This is a genomic window from Xenorhabdus stockiae (assembly GCF_002632825.1).
GTDB lineage: Bacteria > Pseudomonadota > Gammaproteobacteria > Enterobacterales > Enterobacteriaceae > Xenorhabdus > Xenorhabdus stockiae.
In genome coordinates this window covers 54323-74056 of record NZ_NJAJ01000012.1, presented here as the reverse complement: position 1 = coordinate 74056, position 19734 = coordinate 54323, and the positions used below count along the sequence as shown (strand labels likewise).

Here is a 19734-nt window from a genome sequence, read left to right as displayed (position 1 = left end):
CTTTTTTACTTGATTACGCTGTATTCGGTGAAGGCCTTTATCTTACTTGGTTTCTCCCCACTGATAATGGCCGGAATAAAGGCAAATATCAGCGGGGGATTTGCTAATCACGGAGTAGTAATAAAGGAAGATTGTTGCATTTGATCCGTTAATTTCTGTTGTAACTCTACGGCTTGCTGGCGGGCATTGAAAGGCCCTAGTTGCACGCGGTAGACATGACCAAATTGAATCACTCGTCCGGGAGTATTAAAGCGTTTACTTAACGACTGCTGCCACTCTCTGGCTTTAGCTTCGGTGCTGACCGCGCCAACTTGTACCATATAGCCTGATACGTTAGCTGATTCTGGTGTAGCAGAAGATGTGACAACTGATTTTGTTTGTGCCGGAGGCTCCTGCACGGTTTCCTGCACAGAAGCAGGCTTCTCCGGTTGTGAAACGCTTTGACTATCAGTGTTGACAGTATTTGCGGATAGATTCTGTTCTGGGGGAGTTTGCTCAGATAAACCGGAGTCCATACCTGTGACAGAAGCTGATGAGTTCAGCGCAGGTCTGTCAGGTAGGGCGTAGCTTTGTTTGACAATAGTTGAACCTTCTGTACCCAAACCCGCAAGTGAGCCATCAGGAGCAACCTGAATGCCATCCAGCTTAACTTTGCTTTGCTGCATTAAATTCAGACGATCAGCAACAGCCCGCGATAATTCGATAACTTTTCCCGGCTTATTATAAGGGCCACGATCATTAATCCTGACAATTATCATGCGTCCATTACTTAAATTAGTGACCCGTACATAGCCCGGTATTGGCAGTGTCGGGTGGGCGGCTGTCAGTGCATAGGGAGTATCCCGTTCACCAATCGCGGTCAATTTTCCAGTGGATTCTTCACCAAATACACTGGCATACCCTGTCTGAGTAAATTGGGCCGGATCCTTGACGATGTGATAATTCACACCGTCCTTTGTGTAATCCTGATTAGCACTGGGGTGATAAGGCTCATAGACAGGCTCTGCACCTAAAACATCACGGGTCGGAATGGGCAGAACGGAGGTGGCTCCCTTTTCATTTTTTGTTGTACAGCCTGAAATCAGTACAGCCACTATGCCGAGAATAAGCCATTGTTGACGCATGAAATCTCTTCCTCATAGACTTTTGGATAATAACTTGCGATGGGTATGTATCGACATGATAATGCCGAATCCAGCCATTAAGACGATTAATGCCGAGCCTCCATAGCTGACTAGTGGCAGGGGCACGCCGACCACTGGCAAGATACCGCTAACCATACCGATGTTAACGAAAACATAAACAAACAGTATCAATATTAGCCCTCCAACCATGACTCGGCCGAAAGTATTTTGTGCTTTGGCTGCAATAATCAACCCACGGATAATGATCAGTAAGTAAAGGGCAAGCAATACGATGACACCAACTAGCCCCAGTTCTTCTGCCAGAACCGCAAAAATAAAATCGGTATGACGCTCAGGCAAAAACTCTAATTGTGACTGTGTGCCCTGTAACCAGCCTTTTCCAAATAACCCGCCCGAGCCAATGGCAATCTTTGATTGAATGATATGGTAGCCTTTCCCCAGAGGGTCGCTTTCCGGATCTAACAGCATCATGACTCTGGCCCGTTGATAGTCATGCATCAGAAAGAACCACAATATTGGTAAAAAACAGGCTGCCAATACAACGGCAATCGCGATTAAGCGCCAGTTCATTCCAGCCAGAAACAAGATAAACAGCCCGGATGCGGCGATCAGGATAGATGTACCTAAGTCAGGTTGTGCCGCGACAAGCAGGGTTGGCAAGAAAATCAGGATTAGTGCAATTCCCGTATTTTTCAGGGAAGGGGGGCAAAGATCCCGGTTCATAAAGCGGGCCACCATTAGAGGAACCGCAATTTTGGCAATTTCTGAAGGCTGGAAACGTACAATGCCCAGATCCAGCCAGCGTTGTGCCCCTTTACTGATTTGCCCGAAAACATCAACAAGGATAAGCAGGATCACACAGACAATGTAAAGGTAAGGTGCCCAACTTTCATATATTCGGGGTGGTACCTGAGCAAGGGCTACCATAACCACCAGCCCGATAAGCACCTGTCCGACTTTACGTTCCATCATGCCAGCATCCTGTCCGCTGGCGCTCCACATAATGAAAAGGCTGTAGGCAAGCAGTAGCAGAATGCACAGTAGCAGCGGGGTATCTATATGTATTCTGTTCCAGAAAGGAACTTTTTTCTGCGATTCTGTCATAGCATTACTCATTAACTCGTGTCCCGCTGGCTGGATTCCCAGCGGGTAGTGACCTGTTTTTATCAGCAGGCTCAGTAGGTGAAGGATCTTTATCACTCTTGATTAGGATATGATCCAAAATCTGGCGCACGATGGCGCCAACAGATGGCCCTGCACCGCCATTTTCTAAAATAACTGAGATGGCAACAGTTGGATTATCATAAGGAGCAAAAGCAATCATTAGCTTGTGGTCCCGCAGATGTTCTGCAAGTTTACTTGCATTATAGGTTTCATACCTGAATACCTGAGCTGTACCAGTTTTACCTGCGACTTTGTAAGGAGTACCAGCGAAAAATCTGCGTGCCGTACCGTTCGGAGCGTTGACAACACCATACATTCCCTCTTTGGCGATCTCCCAATAGCCGGAATGAATATCTCCGATAGGTTCAATGACTGGAGGCTGGTAAGGATGGACGCTATTGTTCAGATGAGTCTTCAACAGAAAGTGTGGTGTTTTCACCACGCCGTCATTGATCAATATCATCAGGGCTTTTACCATCTGCATAGGCGTAGCGGTCCAGTACCCCTGACCGATACCGACAGATATTGTATCACCTTGGTACCAAGGTTTTTTATAGCGTTTTTGTTTCCATTCCCGGGTTGGCATATTACCCGCAGTCTCTTCTTTCAGGTCAATACCGGTAAACTGACCGTAGCCAAATTTTATCATCCACTCGGAGATCCTATCGATACCCATATCATAGGCGAGCTGATAGAAAAAGGTATCAGCCGATTCAACAATAGCCTTATGCACATTCAGCAGGCCATGCCCATAACGTTTCCAGTCGCGGTAACTCATATTGGAGTTAGGTAATTGCCATCTTCCTGTGTCGTGGATAGTTGTATTCTTTGTAATGACACCGCTGCTTAGTGCTGCAACAGAAATAAATGGTTTTACTGTCGAGGCCGGAGGATATGCGCCTTGTGTTGCTCGGTTAATCAATGGGCGGTTAGGGTTATTGAGCAACGCTTTATAATCCTTACTGGAAATACCATCAACAAACAGATTGGGGTCATAGCTTGGAGTCGATACCATTGCCAGCACTTCGCCAGTCCGGGGGTCGGTAACAACAACGGCGGCCCGGCTGGTTGTCAGGATTTTTTCAATGTAAGTTTGCAGCTCTAAGTCTATTGACAGATAAATATCTTTACCCGCTTGAGGCGGTTGTTCGTGTAGCTGGCGGATAACTTTACCGCGGTTATTAACTTCAACTTCTTCATAGCCGGGTTTGCCATGCAGAATGGATTCGTAATAACGTTCAATACCCAATTTGCCGATATCATGAGTCGCCGCATAATCCGGTAATATCCCTTCCTGATCGAGCCGTTCTACATCTTTGTCATTAATTTTAGATACATAGCCGATAACGTGGGTGAGGGCAGAGCCATAAGGGTAATAGCGGCGTTGATATCCTCTGATTTCCAGACCGGGGAAACGGTACTGATTAACAGAGAACCGGGCAACCTGTACCTGAGTCAGTGGTGTCTTCAGGGGAATTGAGGTAAAACGACGGGCACGTCGCCGTTCTTTTTGGAAATTCTCAATATCTTCATCAGTGAGCCCGACGATAGAACGCAGCTCATTGAGTGTCTTATCAAGGTCATCAACTTTTTGTGGCACAATCTCCAATTGGTAAATTGTACGGTTAGCTGCCAGAAGTGTGCCGTTACGGTCATAAATGAGCCCACGGCTTGGCGCAATGGGAACAAGTTTGATACGGTTCCCATTTGAGCGCGTCTGGTAATCTTCGTGCCGGGTGATCTGGAGATTATAGAGGTTGGCAATCAGAACCCCCGTTAAAAGGATAACGCCAACAAACGCCACGAGTGCGCGGCGTATAAAGAGGGCTGATTCAGCCGTATAATCGCGAAAAGGAGTTCGTTTATTCTTCATCCCATTACCAGAATTCACGGTGATAGATTACCTAATTTATTCCCGATGATAAGGGTGATTAGTTGTGATACTCCATGCCCGGTATAGGCTTTCAGCAACCAAAACCCGTACCAGAGGATGTGGAAGAGTCAGTGGGGAAAGTGACCAGCTTTGTTCTGCCGCTGCTTTACAGGCAGGCGCTAACCCTTCCGGACCACCAATCAGTAAACTGACATTTCTTCCGTCCTGTTTCCAGCGTTCAAGCTGTTGTGCCAGTTGGGGTGTTTCCCAACGAGAGCCGGGGATATCCAGCGTGACAATACGGTTGCCTTTACCGACAGCCGACAACATTTGTTCGCCTTCTTTTTCCAGAATACGTTTGATATCGGCGTTTTTGCCCCGTTTTCCTGCCGGAATTTCAATTAATTCGAATGGCATATCTTTGGGAAAACGGTGTAAGTAATCCATGAAGCCGGTCTGTACCCAGTCCGGCATTTTTGTTCCCACAGCGACAAGTTGTAACTTCAAACTCAGCTCCAGAGTTTTTCCAGTTCATACATCCGGCGGCTGTCTTCCTGCATGACATGCACCATTACTTCGCCGAGGTCTACAACAATCCAGTCTGAGATCCCTTGTCCTTCGACACCCAGAGGCATAATGCCGGCTTCGCGGCAGTCATCAACCAGATTGTCAGCGACTGACATCAGATGACGACTTGATGTACCGGTGCAGATCAGCATACAGTCTGTAATGCTGGATTTTCCACGAACATCTATAGAAACAATATCCTGTGCTTTTGAATCTTCAAGTTTATCAATAATAAATTGTTGTAGTTCTGTGCCTTGCAAAAGGATCACCTTAATTTTATCAAAGTAGTTGAGTAACGCAGAATAATAGCATGCCCGTCTCTATAAACGTAAGCTACTGAGCCGGGAAATCACATATGATTTAACTATCAACTATATAACTGCTGGGAATCAATATAATTTTGTATTAATGGAGGTAATAAATCATCACAGTTTAAGCCCTGTTGATGGCGGCGGCGAATATCGGTTGCTGAAATGTCCAACAACGGTGTTTCGGCCAGATAAATGTAACCATGTGATTTATGACTTAATGGTGCGGGAGTATCAATTTTGTGCTGTTCCAGCCATTCCTGCATTTCCGGTGTTGAAAGCTGCTTTGAATAGCCGGGACGGGAGCAGACCAGTAAATGACAGATATCCAGCAATTCAGACCATCGGTGCCAGTTATGAATGGATTGCAGGGAATCCTGCCCGATGATAAATGCCAGCGGACACTGCTCACCGACTTCTTCACGGAATGACTTTAATGTATCAATAGTGTAAGAAGGTGTCTGACGCTGCAATTCCCGCGTATCAACAGTAAACAGGGGATTATCCTGTACTGCCAGACGCACCATTTCCAGCCGTTGCTGAGCGGTGGCTTCTGGCTGAGGGCGGTGAGGCGGAACATGGTTAGGTAACAGAATAACCTGTTTAAGCCCCGCCAGTTTTGCTAATGCTTCTACCGGACGTAAATGACCATAATGGATGGGATCAAAAGTACCACCAAATAAAGCATGAATAATCGGTGAATTTAACGATGGATGAGTTAAGGATGAATTAGTGGTGTGAAGCATTCAAAAAGCTCTCTGGTAATATTTTTCCGTGCGTCTTTCCGAGGTCTTTTCCGTATAACAGCAGCATAGAAAGGGTTTCCAGGTCAGCCCAAATAGATTGGCCATAATCCTGTTTGATGCGCAACTCCATCTGGGTCAACAAGTGTATAGCTGAGTGCAAATCTTGCAGTGATAGCCGTTGTAATGCCGAAGTCAAAAGCATCCGACGGTTTTGCCAGACTTTATGTTGATCAAACAGTGCCTTTAAAGGTGTTGTTTTTTCCTGACGCTTAAGGGTTAACAGTAGCATCAGTTCTCGCTGTATAGTACGAAGCAGAATAATCTCTTCGGTATCTTCCTGTCGCAATTGTTTCAGGATATGCCATCCGCGTTTGACTTTGCCCGCCAGTAGCGCATCGACCCAATGGTAAGGGGCAAAATGTGCCGCATCATTGACAGCCTCTTCGACCCGATGAAGCGTCAGGCGATTATCAGGATAGAGCAGTGAGAGCCGCTCCAGCGCCTGTGACAATGCCAGCAGATTTCCTTCGTAGCAATAACACAGTAACTGGTTAGCTTCATCTTCCAGTGACAGGCCCATACTTTTAGCGCGTTGTGCGACCCATTGAGGAAGACGGTTTTGCTCAGGATTGAGGCAGCTGACATAAACACCATTTTTCCCGATCGCTTTGAACCAGATACTGTTTTCCTGTGCCTTGGTCAGTTTATGCCCGCGCAGTATCAATAAAACATCGTCATGCAGTAATTCTGATAGCTTAACCAGACGTTCCGCCATTGCTGCATTGGGACCATTTTCAGGTAACAACAGGGTAATTGACTGACGGCTGGCGAAAAGGCTGAGTGACTGGCATAAACTGAAGATTTCATCCCACTCGGTATGGTTATCCAGTGAAAACGAAAAATGCTCCAGAAAGCCGTGCTGCTCAGCTACTTTCCGGATACTGTCCTGACTTTCCTGTAGCAGCAATGGTTCATTGCCCCATAGCAGGTAGTTATTTCGCAGCCCTTCATTGAGCTGCGAAAGAAGTTGTTCAGGATAGAGTCTGATCATTGCTTTTGTGTTTCAGCAGATTTAGGTTGCTCTGAACTTTGAATTGTCAGCAGTTTGCGTATCAGCTGACGAGCAGCTTGTTCACGCATTTCCTGCTTAACAAGTTCGTTTTCTGCATCTTTTGCCAGTGCTTCCAATGGGTTATCAAAAAACGAACGTTCAACCCTGACCTCTAATGGGTAAATGTTACCATTTGGCATCAGAACCTGTGCATCAACATCCAGCACCAGTTGGCGTTCCGCCGCTTTACCATCCTGAAAGACTGAAACCGTGACATTGTTTTCACTTGAACCCAGTAATTTCAGAATTGGCAATGAGGCACTGGCCTGTTCAGCAATTCTGACATCGTTCAGACGTAGCTGCTGACGTACTGCCCGTGCCAATGGCCCATAAGGATCACCAGAGTTTAGCTGTAATGTCTGGAGTTCTTTGGGAACCTGTGTTGTGCCACGTAGATGAAAGCCGCAGCCAGCGGTGACAAGCACCGCTAACCCCAGCAACAACGTGAAAATACGATGTCGCATACTCTTTCCTATAATATTAACCAACGACCAGATTCAGCAATTTACCCGGAACATAGATAACTTTCCGGATACTGACGCCTTCAAGGTATTTCGTTACGCTGTATTCCTGAGAAGCCATCTCCTGAACATATTCTTTTGTCGCATCTGCCGGTACGGTGATACGGCCACGGACTTTACCGTTGATCTGAATGACAACCAGTTTAGTATCATCAACCATGGCTTTTTCATCAGCCTGCGGCCATGCAGCGGTATCAATGTCACATTCATTACCAAGTGCTTTCCACATCACGAAGCAGGCATGTGGTGTGATAGGTGAAAGCATACGTACAACGGCTGTCAGCGCTTCTTGCATCAGGGCACGATCTTGCTCTGTTTCCAGCGGTGCGCGGGTCAGTTTATTCATCAGCTCCATGATAGCGGCTATTGCGGTATTGAATGCCTGACGGCGGCCGATATCATCCGTGACTTTAGCAATAGTTTTGTGCAGGTCTCGACGCAAATCTTTCTGTTCTGTTGTCAGGCTGGTGATATCCAGTGGCTGAATTTCGCCTTTATCAGTATTTTTGCTTACATGCTCGTGAACCAGACGCCATACACGTTTCAGGAAGCGGTTAGCTCCTTCTACCCCAGATTCCTGCCATTCCAGAGTCAGTTCTGGTGGTGCAGCGAACATCATAAACAAACGAACGGTATCAGCACCGTATTTATCAACCATAAGCTGTGGGTCGATACCGTTATTTTTGGATTTGGACATTTTGCTCATGCCGGTATAAACCAGCTCATGACCATCATTATCCATTGCTTTGATGATGCGGCCTTTTTCGTCACGCTCAACAATAGCATCAGCCGGAGATACCCAGATTTTTTCACCGTTGCTGCCAGTGTAATAGAAGGCTTCTGCCAGAACCATGCCCTGACACAGCAGATGTTTTGCTGGCTCATCTGAATTGACCAGACCCGCATCACGCATCAGTTTGTGGAAGAAACGGAAATACATCAGGTGCATGATAGCGTGTTCAATACCACCAATATATTGATCTACCGGCAGCCAGTAGTTAGCAGCGGCAGGATCAAGCATACCTTTATCATAATCCGGGCAGGTATAACGAGCGTAATACCATGACGATTCCATAAAGGTATCGAAGGTATCGGTTTCACGGAGTGCAGGCTGACCATTAATAGTCGTTTTGGCCCATTCCGGATCTGCTTTGATTGGGCTGGTGATGCCATCCATTACAACATCTTCCGGCAGAATAACCGGCAGTTGATCTTCAGGAACCGGAACTACTGTACCATCTTCCAGTGTTGCCATTGGAATTGGTGCACCCCAGTAACGCTGACGGGAAACTCCCCAGTCACGCAGGCGATAGTTAACTTTGCGTTTGCCTACACCCATTTCAACCAGTTTGTCAGCGATAGCATTGAAGCCTTCTTCATGGCTCAGCCCACTGAATTCACCGGAATTGACCAGAGTGTTCTTATCAGTCATCGCGCTTTCCTGAACAGTTGGTACATTACCATCGTTGTCCAGAATGACCGCTTTGATTGGCAGGTTATATTTGGTTGCGAATTCCCAGTCACGCTGATCATGGCCTGGAACCGCCATAACTGCACCTGTGCCGTATTCCATCAGAACGAAGTTGGCAACCCAGATAGGCATTTTTTCGTTAGTTAATGGATGGATTACGAACATACCGGTCGACATGCCTTTTTTCTCCATTGTAGCCATATCTGCTTCAGCAACTTTGGTATTACGGCATTCGTTGATAAATTCTGCCAGCTCAGAATTGCTTTCCGCAGCCTGTTTTGCCAGAGGGTGACCCGCAGCTACAGCAACATAGGTAGCTCCCATAAAGGTATCCGGGCGGGTGGTATAGACGGTCAGATTTTCCTGACTGTCAGCAACATTAAAGGTGATTTCAGCACCTTCTGAACGGCCAATCCAGTTACGCTGCATAACTTTCACCTGCTCAGGCCACTCTTCCAGCTTATCCAGATCGTTCAGCAATTCTTCGGCGTAATCGGTGATTTTAATAAACCACTGCGGGATTTCTTTACGTTCTACAGGGCTGTCACAGCGCCAGCAGCAACCATCAATAACCTGCTCATTCGCCAGAACGGTCAGATCGTTTGGACACCAGTTCACTGCGGAGGTTTTTTTGTAAACCAGACCTTTTTCATACAATTTGGTGAAGAACCATTGTTCCCAGCGATAATATTCCGGTGTACAGGTTGTGACTTCACGATCCCAGTCGTAACCAAATCCCAGCATTTTCAGCTGGCCTTTCATGTATTCGATATTGGAATAAGTCCACGGTGCTGGTGCGGTATTGTTTTTAACCGCTGCGCCTTCTGCTGGTAAGCCGAAGGCATCCCAACCGATAGGTTGCAGGACATTTTTACCAAGCATACGTTGGTAACGGGAAATCACATCACCGATAGTGTAGTTACGGACATGGCCCATATGTAGTCGGCCAGAAGGGTAAGGTAGCATGGACAGGCAGTAGTATTTTTCTTTGCTGCTGTCTTCGGTCACTTTAAAAGTTTGCTTCTCTTGCCAATGAAGCTGGACTTGTTGCTCTATGTCTTCTGGACGATATTGTTCTTGCATGGCACCGATGATCCTATGGTGAGTAATAATGCTACGCCTTTTATACCCTTCATTTTTCAGGCAGCCTCTTTGTTGGGTTCTCTGGGATTAACTCCCTGCCGACATGATGCAACTCGAAATCTATTGGGTATAGCGAGTATGTTTGTTTATGAAATTTAAGATGCCATAGCATAGCGGATAGGAATAGGGGCAACAACACCTGTTAGTGGTACAACACAGAAAATTACTGAATTTTTACCCCCTTTATCTTTCCTACCGGGTACAGATGCGGCTTAAAGCCGGCGGTATGTTGATACCGCCGACCAGAAACGTAATCAGTGCAGAATTTTTGCCAGAAAATCGCGGGCGCGTTCTGATTTAGGGTTGACGAAGAAATCTTCTTTTCTGCTGTCTTCGACAATTGTCCCCTCATCCATAAAGATAACGCGATGAGCCACTTTTTTTGCAAACCCCATTTCATGGGTAACGACCATCATGGTCATTCCTTCGTTAGCCAGTTCAACCATTACATCCAGCACTTCATTGATCATTTCTGGATCAAGGGCAGAAGTGGGTTCGTCAAACAGCATGGCAATCGGATCCATACAAAGAGCACGTGCGATAGCTACCCTCTGCTGTTGCCCGCCGGAAAGCTGGGAAGGGAATTTATGGGCGTGGTTTGATAACCCAACTCTCTCTAACAATTTCAGGCCTTTTTCTGTTGCTGCCTGCTTATCGCGCTTGAGAACTTTAACCTGAGCCAGAGTCAGATTGTCTATGATCGACAGATGAGGAAACAGTTCAAAATGTTGAAATACCATGCCGACTTGGGAACGTAATTGTGCCAGATCGGTTTTTTTATCATTGACTTTTGTTCCATTGACCGAAATTTCACCTTGCTGGACAGCCTCGAGGCCGTTGACCGTTTTTATGAGTGTGGATTTGCCAGAACCAGAAGGCCCGCAAACGACCACGACTTCGCCTTTTTTGACTTCAGTTGAACAGTCATTCAGCACCTGAAACTGGCCATACCATTTGGATACATTTTTCAGCGAGATCATTAAATAGTCCTTTTCTTTAAATAGTTAACCAGCATCGAGGCGGAAAAACTAATAACAAAATAAACCAACCCGGCAAACAGAACCATTTCAACCTGTGTACCGTCACGTTCACCGATATTGCTTGCTGTACGGAAAAAATCCGCCAGACTCAATACGTATACCAGAGAAGTATCCTGAAATAATACAATGCCCTGTGTCAGCAGCAACGGTATCATTGCCCGGAATGCCTGTGGCAGAATGACCAAACGCATACTTTGCATGTGTGTCATCCCTAATGCCAGCGATGCGGCTGACTGACCACGGGAAATACTCTGGATACCGGCCCGGATAATTTCAGAATAATAGGCCGCTTCAAAGATTGAGAACGCTACCATTGCAGAGATTAATCGGATATCAGTTTTTGGTGATATACCCAGAACATTTTGAACTAAGCTAGGCACAATTAAATAGAACCATAACAATACCATTACCAGAGGTACGGAACGGAAGAGGTTAACATACAGGGCCGCAAACCAGCTCAGAGCCTTAATGGAAGAAAGCCGCATCATTGCCAGAATGGTTCCCCAGGCAATGCCAATCACGATAGCTATTAGTGTGATCTCTGCGGTGATGATTAATCCATCCAACAGAAGCGGCAGGCTGGGAACAATCGAACTCCAGTCAAATTGATACATGTCCTATTTCCCTCCTATATTGCCCGGCAGCTGTATTTTTTTCTCTAGTATGCTCATTGCCAGCATGATCACGAGATTGATACCCACATATGCCAGTGTGATAACTGTAAATGTTTCATAGGCATGTGCTGAATAATCCAGTAATTTCCCTGCCTGTGCTGCCATATCCACCAGACCGATAGTTGAAGCAATCGCGGAGTTCTTCACCAGATTGAGCATTTCTGAGGTCATGGGGGGCGTAATGACACGATAAGCGTTGGGTAGCAAAACGTAACGGTAAGTCTGAGGCAGAGTCAGCCCCATTGCCAGCCCTGCGGCTTTTTGTCCCCGTGGCAGGGATTGAATAGCGGCCCTGACTTGCTCACATACTCGTGCCGCGGTGAATAACCCGAGGCAAACCAATGAGGAAAGGAAAAACTGGATATTAGGATCTAAGTCCATTTTGAACCAGTCACTCAGGTTTTTGGGCAGGAATTCCGGAACAACCAGATACCATATAAAAAACTGGACTATAAGGGGAACGTTACGAAATAGTTCGACATAGCAGGTTCCTAACCCGGAAAGAAATTTATTCGGTACAGTTCGCAGAATGCCGAAAAAAGAACCGACAATAAATGCAATAACCCAGGCACATATTGAAAGAGCTACAGTTACCTGAAATCCAGAAATGATCCACCCCAGATAGGTGGTATTACCAAAAGGCGCTTCCTGTAGAAAGATGCCCCAGTTCCAATCAATTGACATACATATGCTCCCTGAAACATAAAAATGAGGTAGGAAACGGCTACCTCATACCCGTCGTGCCAATAAAATCGGGGTTTTAGGTTTATAATTAATTCAATGACTTATCATTTGGTGCTTTGAACAGTTCTTTCATCTCATCGGACAGAGTAAAATTCATATTCAGATTTTTGGGTGGAATCGGCTGTTTAAACCAGATATCGAACCTTTCTGCGGCCTTGCCTGATGTCTGTATTTCTGCAACCGTTTCATCCAGCAGCTTCTTGAACTGAGGGTCATCCTTGCGCATCAGACAGCCATAAGCTTCTTTAGATTGCGGTTCACCAACGATAATCCATTGTTCAGGTTTTTTCGCTTTGGCGCGCTCTCCTGCCAATAGCGCATCATCAACCATGAAGGCGACAGCGCGACCAGATTCCAGTGTCCGGAATGAATCACCATGATCTTTTGCACTGATAATGCGCATCTTCATTTTTTTCTCGTCATTAAGCTTATTCAGCAGCATTTCAGATGTTGTACCGGCACTGACAACAACATTTTTTCCACCCAGATCATCAAATCCTTTGATACCTGAATCTTTATTGGTCAGAAGGCGGGTATTGACGATAAAAATAGTATTGGAGAATGCGGCTTGTTTTTGGCGCTCGGGAGTATTGGTGGTTGAACCACATTCAAAATCAAAAGTCCCATTTTGGAGTAATGGAATACGGTTCTGGGAGGTAACCGGGATCAATTTCACTTGTAGATCAGGAGCACCAATTTTTTTCTTAATCGCTTCCACGATTAAATTTGAATGGTCCTGGGCGAAACCGACAACGTTCTGTTTTCCATCGTAATAAGCAAATGGAACAGAAGATTCTCTGTGCCCGACAGCAACAACACCGCTGTCCTTAATTTTTTTCAATGTGCCGGTCAGTTCCTCAGCATGGGCAGCTCCTACCGCGCTAAGCAACATTGTGGCTAACATAAACTTACGCATATACAGCTCCTTCATGTGGTTGTTTTATTCAAAACTGGGTTTGTTTGCAGGGGGTGGATCTATGCTTTTATTTCTGTTTTACAGAGATCGTTAGCATAGAAATAAATTTCTAATATTGTTTTGTATATGAGTCGTAAAAAAATAATTCATAATGTTACTTTTTTGAAACATTGATGTTTTCATTTTGCGAGCCAACTCGAACTATAAACAAACAATTTTGTTTAAGTGTGATTTTGTGGCAAATAATTTTGAATCTTGTTCACAGTTTGCACTTTTTAGGAATAAATACCGTAGTACGGTGATCTTTTAGGCTGTTTTTATGTTTTTTGTGAATATTTTAGAAATGAAACTAATGGAGGGATTCGTGTTGGAGAAATTACCTAAAATGATATACGAGAAAGAATAAGTTCAGTATATAAATACATTCTGAACTTATTCTTTGGGGGATTTTTAGGGGTATCGTTAAATGCTTAACTAAGTATGACGACGGTTCCTGATTAATCCGAACAAAATAAACAATACAGTCATTCCCCAAACCGGCCAGTTCCCAATACGGAAATAAGGGGTGATCCCGCTGGCTGGAGTGACTTCGGCTTCCAAGACCTGACGGGTGAACTGCGGAATTTCAGCCTGTATTGAACCATCTGGCCTGACTACGGCAGTAATGCCATTATTGGTTCCCCGTAATAATGGGCGACCCAGTTCAAGAGCGCGCATCCGCGCCATCTGGAAGTGTTGCCACGGGCCAATAGATTGGCCGAACCATGCGTCGTTGGAAATTGTCAGCAAAAATTCTGTGCTGGGTTTGAAATTATCGCGGACTTGCTCACCCAAAATGATTTCATAACAGATAGCAGCAGTAATGTCATAACCAGCAACAGAAAGCTGAGGTTGTATATAATTTCCCTGACTGAAAGAGGACATTGGCAGGTTAAATAAGGGCGCCAATGGACGCAGTAATGATTCCAGCGGTACAAACTCACCAAACGGCACAAGGTGATGTTTGTCATAGCGGTCAGCCGCCGGATACTGGTAAGGTGTTTTCTCCCCTAACACAATAATACTGTTATAGAATTTGTATCCGTCTAATGTTGGTCGTGCATCGGGAATACCCGTGATCAGGCTGGTATGATGTTGCCTGAGCAACGCATCCAGTTTGGTCAGGAAGAGACTCTGGTCGTGTTCGGTATCAGGAATGGCTGCTTCTGGCCAGATAATGATGGGAACTTTCCCAATAAAAGGGCGGCTGTTATCCAGATAGATATCCACTGTTTTGCCCAATGCTGAAGGATCCCATTTTATTTCCTGAGGGATATTCCCCTGTACCAGTGCTATATCAGCCGATTTTTCCGGTAGTAGGGTATACCACTGATAATGCCTCATTGGCCACGGTAACATCAGTAAAGCAACGGCAACGATGGCAGCTACGATTTTTTTATGTACGGTAGCAAAAACCAACAACCCGCTGATAATCATCAACAGGAAAGTAATACCTTCTACCCCGAAAACCGGCGCAATGGCTTTTAACGGACCATCAATTTGACTATAACCAAACTGTAGCCACGGAAAACCGGTAAGTACCCAACCACGTAAAAATTCCGTTAACTGCCACAGAGCAGGGCCGGCAATTATCAGCCTGATCCCGTTTGAAGCAGGGAAAAAGCGGTTAAGTAACCCGGCAAACAGAGTTGGATAAAGCGCAAGGTAAGCCGCCAGCAAGACAACTAAAAAGATATTAACGGCGGTTGGCATACCCCCGAAACCGGCAATGCTGACATAAACCCAGTTTGTTCCGCTGCCGAACAACCCAAATCCCCAGCAGAAACCAATAAAGGCTGCTTGTCGGCTGGTTCGGTTTAACGTCAGGGTTTGCAGGCCAAAGAGGGAGATAAGAGCAGCAGGCCAGAAATCAAAAGGTGAAAAAGCCAGTGTTCCACTGGCTCCGAAGAAAAGCGCCAGCAAGGCACGCAGCCGCTGGCAACTTATTAATGAGGTTTTGTTCATCCAGATCCCATTAGTCTTTATCAAGGCCAGGAACTTCAGCGTCATCCGGTATTTTTACATGAACCTGAATGATTTTACGGCTATCTGCCATAGCTACTTTGAAATGATAGCCATTAATGCTGATGGATTCTCCACGGGAAGGCAGATGCCCGAATGCCTGCATGACCAACCCGCCTATGGTATCAACTTCTTCATCACTGAAATTAGTGCCGAAAACATCGTTGAAATCTTCAATCTGAGCCAAAGCTCGTACTGAATAAGTATGGCGGCTCAGGGCACGAATGTCGTTATCTTCGTCATCGTCGTACTCGTCCTCAATTTCGCCTACAATCAGTTCAAGTATATCTTCAATCGTGACCAGACCGGAAACACCGCCGAATTCATCGATAACAATCGCCATATGGTAGCGTTGGGAACGAAACTCTTTCAGCAATCGGTCAACGCGCTTACTTTCCGGCACCACCACCGCTTGCCGCAGAACTTTATCAATGCTGAAAGGTTCTGCGTTCGAGCGCATAAATGGCAGAAGATCTTTTGCCATCAGAATGCCTTCAATGTGATCTTTATCCTCGCTGATCACAGGGAAGCGGGAGTGGGCTGACTCGATAATGACATCCAGACATTCGTCCAGAGGCTGGTTGCGTTTTAAGGTAACGATTTGTGAGCGTGGGATCATAATGTCACGCACGCGCTGGTCAGCAATATCCATCACCCCTTCGAGCATTTCTCGGGTATCGGGGTCGATGAGGTCGTTCTGTTCTGAATCTCGGATCAGTTCAACTAAATCATCGCGGTTTTTCGGCTCACCATGGAAAATCTGATTAAGAAGTGCAAAAAAGCCTTTCTTAGGTCCAGGGCTATCGTTACTAGAAGGATGGTCGTCGCTCATGGCGTTCTAATTTTATTTCCTCATTAATTAATGTGTATATACCCTACGTCTTTCAAGCTGCCTCTTTGTTGGCTGCGCTCGTTCACCCCAGTCACCGTTTTTATAAACATACGGTTATCTATGCTCCTGGGGACTCTCTCCCTTGCCGCCGCGATGCAACTCGAAATTCATTGGGCATAGATAATATTTAACATAAAAATATTATTGGGGGTTATTCTTTTTCCGCAAGATAGGGATCAGGATAACCCATTTTTCCCAGAATTTCTGTTTCCAGAGATTCCATTTCTTCTGCTTCTTCATCTTCAATATGGTCATACCCAAGCAGATGAAGACAGCCGTGAACCACCATATGTGCCCAGTGTTCTTCGACTGTTTTTTGCTGCTCCTGTGCTTCTTTTTCAACAACCTGACGGCATATGATTAAATCACCGAGCAAGGGTAGTTCAATTTCAGGCGGAGCTTCAAACGGGAAAGATAACACATTGGTTGGTTTGTCTTTCCCTCGATAAGTGAGGTTTAATTCGTGGCTTTCTGCCTCATCAACTAAACGGATTGTGACTTCACTTTCTGCCTGAAATTGTGGCAAAACGCCTTCCAGCCAGTTTTGGAAAAGGACCTCCTCAGGAAGCCCTTCTGGTTTTTCACAAGCAATTTGTAAATCTAATATAACTGAACTCATTGTGCTTCCTGCCTGCGCTTTTCATTAAGCGCCTGTTTACGTTTCTGCTCAGCGGCTTCCCATACTTCATAAGCGATAACGACTTTGGCAACCACCGGATGGCGCACCACATCTTCGCTGTAGAGGAAGTTAAAGCTCAGTTCATCAACGTCAGATAAAACTTCCATCGCGTGACTCAGGCCTGATTTCTGGCCTCTGGGCAGGTCTATCTGGGTGACATCACCAGTGATAACGGCTTTGGAGTTGAAACCAATACGGGTCAGAAACATTTTCATCTGCTCGATGGTTGTATTCTGGCTTTCGTCGAGAATAATAAAGGCATCATTGAGCGTTCGTCCACGCATATAGGCCAGTGGTGCGACTTCAATGACATTTCTTTCGATCAGCTTCTCAACTTTTTCAAATCCCAGCATCTCAAATAATGCGTCGTAAAGCGGACGTAGATAAGGATCGACTTTCTGGCTCAGATCCCCCGGCAGAAAGCCCAGTTTTTCTCCGGCTTCAACAGCAGGACGGGTGAGCAATATCCGGCGGATTTCCTGACGCTCCAGTGCATCAACCGCTGCTGCAACGGCCAGATAGGTTTTACCCGTTCCCGCAGGCCCGATACCAAACGTAATATCATGGCTAAGAATATTGGCAATATACTGCGCCTGATTAGGAGTACGGGGTTTGACTACTCCCCGTTTGGTTTTGATATTCACGGCCTTACCGTAGTCAGGGACGCTTTCTGCTGCTTGCTCCAGTACGCGGGTTTCCGTGATAGCCAGATGAATCTGCTCAGGTTCGAGATCCGGTATCACTCCGCGTACAGGGGCGGTTTCAACATACAGGCGGCGCAGTATACTGGCTACTGCGCTGACACACAGTGGCTTGCCCACCAATTTGAAACGATTGTCGCGGCGGTTTATCTCTATTCCCAAACGACGCTCAAGTTGTTTCAGATTGTCATCAAGTGGGCCACACAGGCTCATTAATCGCTGATTATCTGCGGGTTCCAGAAAGATCTCTTGTGTTGCTACTTGTGGGTTGATTTGTGTCACTGATTATCTCTATGTTAAGGCCTGTGAATCCGGCCTATTTGTTAAAGTTATCCTGTTCTTAAGGTTGGCCAGTCATCAAGGCTGATAAGTGCCAACACCGATTTCGTCTTCCTTACGGGTTCGGGCAATGACTGATTCGGGTGACTCATAGACACGTAAATCCATTTCATCTTCAGTACGGATGACCTTACCGCGCAGGGAATTGGCATAGACATCGACAATTTCAACATCAACAAATTTGCCAATCATATCAGGAGCGCCTTCAAAATTAACTACACGGTTATTTTCCGTGCGTCCGGAAAGCTCCATAATATTCTTACGGGATGGACCTTCAACAAGAATACGCTGAGTACTGCCAAGCATTGCCCGGCTGAAGCTCATGGCTTGTTGGTTAATACGCTGCTGGAGCAGGTACAGACGCTGTTTTTTCTCATCTTCACTCACATCATCCGGCAAATCAGCCGCAGGAGTACCCGGACGTGCTGAATAAATAAAACTGAAACTCATGTCGAAATTAACATCGGCAATTAATTTCATTGTTTTTTCAAAGTCATCCTGTGTTTCACCCGGGAAACCAATGATGAAATCTGAACTGATCAGGATATCCGGGCGAGCTTTACGCAGACGGCGAATAATTCCTTTATATTCCAGCGCAGTATGAGCACGTTTCATCAGAGTCAGAATGCGGTCAGAGCCACTCTGGACAGGTAAGTGCAGGAAGCTGACCAGTTCAGGTGTGTCTTTATACACGGCGATGATATCGTCAGTAAATTCAATCGGATGGCTGGTTGTAAAGCGTATGCGGTCGATTCCGTCAATAGCCGCAACCAGACGCAATAATTCAGCAAATGTGCAGATATCTCCGTCAAATGTTGCACCGCGATAAGCATTCACGTTTTGACCGAGCAGGTTTACTTCACGCACACCCTGCGCAGCAAGCTGAGCAATTTCAAACAGAATATCATCACAAGGACGGCTGACCTCTTCCCCACGGGTGTAAGGAACAACACAGAATGTGCAGTATTTATTACAGCCTTCCATGATAGAAACAAATGCCGTCGGGCCATCCGCACGGGGTTCTGGCAGGCGGTCGAATTTCTCGATCTCAGGGAAACTGATATCAACAACAGGGCTGCGGGTGCCTTTCACATGATTAATCATTTCCGGCAGGCGGTGCAGGGTTTGTGGCCCGAATATAATATCAACACTCGGAGCACGCTGGCGAATGTAATCCCCTTCCTGAGAAGCCACACAGCCCCCAACGCCAATGATAACTTCAGGGTTTTTGTCTTTCAGCCCTTTCCAGCGCCCGAGTTGGTGAAAGACTTTTTCTTGGGCCTTTTCACGGATTGAACAAGTATTCAAGAGTAAGATATCTGCGTCTTCGGCGATATCGGTTAACTGATAACCGTGAGTGGTTTCCAGCAGGTCGGCCATCTTGGATGAATCGTATTCATTCATCTGACAGCCCCAGGTTTTGATATACAGTTTTTTTATCGTCGACATTTTGTGTATCCGGTGTTTCCAGTGGAATGATGCGTCAACACTGAAAAGCATAGTCTATTGAACCAGCATATTGAATACAGTGTGTTTAGCATAATGTTACAGACTATTGTATTCATTTGAGGCACCAGTGACCAGACTGTAACACCGGATATTCACAGCCGGAAAGGGAAAATTCCGGTACACTATTTTA

Annotated in this window: 18 protein-coding genes; all 18 read right to left on the bottom strand. The window is 45.9% G+C overall.

What is annotated here, in order from left to right; all coding sequences use genetic code 11:
- Positions 1-107: 107 nt before the first annotated feature.
- Positions 108-1124 (bottom strand): endolytic peptidoglycan transglycosylase RlpA, encoded by a 1017-nt coding sequence (rlpA, locus tag Xsto_RS08055; RefSeq protein ID WP_099124715.1) that lies wholly within the window; start codon positions 1122-1124, stop codon positions 108-110.
- 12 nt (positions 1125-1136) lie between these two features.
- Positions 1137-2249 (bottom strand): peptidoglycan glycosyltransferase MrdB, encoded by a 1113-nt coding sequence (gene mrdB / locus Xsto_RS08050; RefSeq protein WP_099111181.1) that lies wholly within the window; start codon positions 2247-2249, stop codon positions 1137-1139.
- 4 nt (positions 2250-2253) lie between these two features.
- A complete protein-coding gene (mrdA, locus tag Xsto_RS08045; RefSeq protein ID WP_099124714.1) occupies positions 2254-4182 on the bottom strand; it encodes a peptidoglycan DD-transpeptidase MrdA in 1929 nt (642 codons plus the stop codon).
- A gap of 36 nt (positions 4183-4218) precedes the next feature.
- The gene (gene rlmH, locus Xsto_RS08040; protein ID WP_099111164.1) at positions 4219-4689 is read right to left on the bottom strand and encodes a 23S rRNA (pseudouridine(1915)-N(3))-methyltransferase RlmH; all 471 of its coding nucleotides are present in this window, start codon (positions 4687-4689) and stop codon (positions 4219-4221) included.
- 2 nt (positions 4690-4691) lie between these two features.
- Positions 4692-5018: a ribosome silencing factor gene (rsfS, locus tag Xsto_RS08035; protein WP_099111163.1), complete on the bottom strand. Its 327-nt coding sequence runs from the start codon at positions 5016-5018 to the stop codon at positions 4692-4694.
- 98 nt (positions 5019-5116) lie between these two features.
- A complete protein-coding gene (gene nadD / locus Xsto_RS08030) occupies positions 5117-5803 on the bottom strand; it encodes a nicotinate-nucleotide adenylyltransferase (protein WP_099111162.1) in 687 nt (228 codons plus the stop codon).
- Positions 5787-6854, bottom strand: coding sequence for a DNA polymerase III subunit delta (gene holA, locus Xsto_RS08025; protein ID WP_099124713.1), 1068 nt, complete (start codon positions 6852-6854; stop codon positions 5787-5789). Before holA ends, nadD begins: the two co-directional genes overlap by 17 nt.
- Positions 6851-7378 carry an LPS assembly lipoprotein LptE gene (gene lptE, locus Xsto_RS08020; RefSeq protein WP_099111160.1) on the bottom strand — a complete coding sequence of 176 codons (528 nt, stop codon included), beginning with the start codon at positions 7376-7378 and terminating at the stop codon, positions 6851-6853. Before lptE ends, holA begins: the two co-directional genes overlap by 4 nt.
- A 16-nt stretch (positions 7379-7394) precedes the next feature.
- The gene (gene leuS, locus Xsto_RS08015) at positions 7395-9989 is read right to left on the bottom strand and encodes a leucine--tRNA ligase (protein ID WP_099124712.1); all 2595 of its coding nucleotides are present in this window, start codon (positions 9987-9989) and stop codon (positions 7395-7397) included.
- 314 nt (positions 9990-10303) lie between these two features.
- Positions 10304-11029, bottom strand: a complete 726-nt coding sequence (locus tag Xsto_RS08010; protein ID WP_099111158.1) for an amino acid ABC transporter ATP-binding protein — start codon at positions 11027-11029, stop codon at positions 10304-10306.
- Positions 11029-11703, bottom strand: coding sequence for a glutamate/aspartate ABC transporter permease GltK (gltK, locus tag Xsto_RS08005; protein ID WP_099111157.1), 675 nt, complete (start codon positions 11701-11703; stop codon positions 11029-11031). Before gltK ends, Xsto_RS08010 begins: the two co-directional genes overlap by 1 nt.
- A gap of 3 nt (positions 11704-11706) precedes the next feature.
- Entirely contained in the window at positions 11707-12447 is a 741-nt protein-coding gene (locus tag Xsto_RS08000) for an amino acid ABC transporter permease (RefSeq protein WP_099124711.1), read from the bottom strand.
- Between the two features lie 88 nt (positions 12448-12535).
- Entirely contained in the window at positions 12536-13423 is an 888-nt protein-coding gene (locus tag Xsto_RS07995; protein WP_099111155.1) for a glutamate/aspartate ABC transporter substrate-binding protein, read from the bottom strand.
- Between the two features lie 474 nt (positions 13424-13897).
- The gene (lnt, locus tag Xsto_RS07990) at positions 13898-15427 is read right to left on the bottom strand and encodes an apolipoprotein N-acyltransferase (RefSeq protein ID WP_099124710.1); all 1530 of its coding nucleotides are present in this window, start codon (positions 15425-15427) and stop codon (positions 13898-13900) included.
- Between the two features lie 10 nt (positions 15428-15437).
- Positions 15438-16316 carry a CNNM family magnesium/cobalt transport protein CorC gene (corC, locus tag Xsto_RS07985; protein WP_099111153.1) on the bottom strand — a complete coding sequence of 293 codons (879 nt, stop codon included), beginning with the start codon at positions 16314-16316 and terminating at the stop codon, positions 15438-15440.
- A gap of 211 nt (positions 16317-16527) precedes the next feature.
- Positions 16528-16995, bottom strand: coding sequence for an rRNA maturation RNase YbeY (gene ybeY / locus Xsto_RS07980; RefSeq protein WP_099111152.1), 468 nt, complete (start codon positions 16993-16995; stop codon positions 16528-16530).
- Positions 16992-17969 (bottom strand): PhoH family protein, encoded by a 978-nt coding sequence (locus Xsto_RS07975; RefSeq protein ID WP_369800400.1) that lies wholly within the window; start codon positions 17967-17969, stop codon positions 16992-16994. Before Xsto_RS07975 ends, ybeY begins: the two co-directional genes overlap by 4 nt.
- A gap of 144 nt (positions 17970-18113) precedes the next feature.
- Positions 18114-19544 carry a tRNA (N6-isopentenyl adenosine(37)-C2)-methylthiotransferase MiaB gene (gene miaB, locus Xsto_RS07970; protein ID WP_099124709.1) on the bottom strand — a complete coding sequence of 477 codons (1431 nt, stop codon included), beginning with the start codon at positions 19542-19544 and terminating at the stop codon, positions 18114-18116.
- Positions 19545-19734 lie beyond the last annotated feature (190 nt).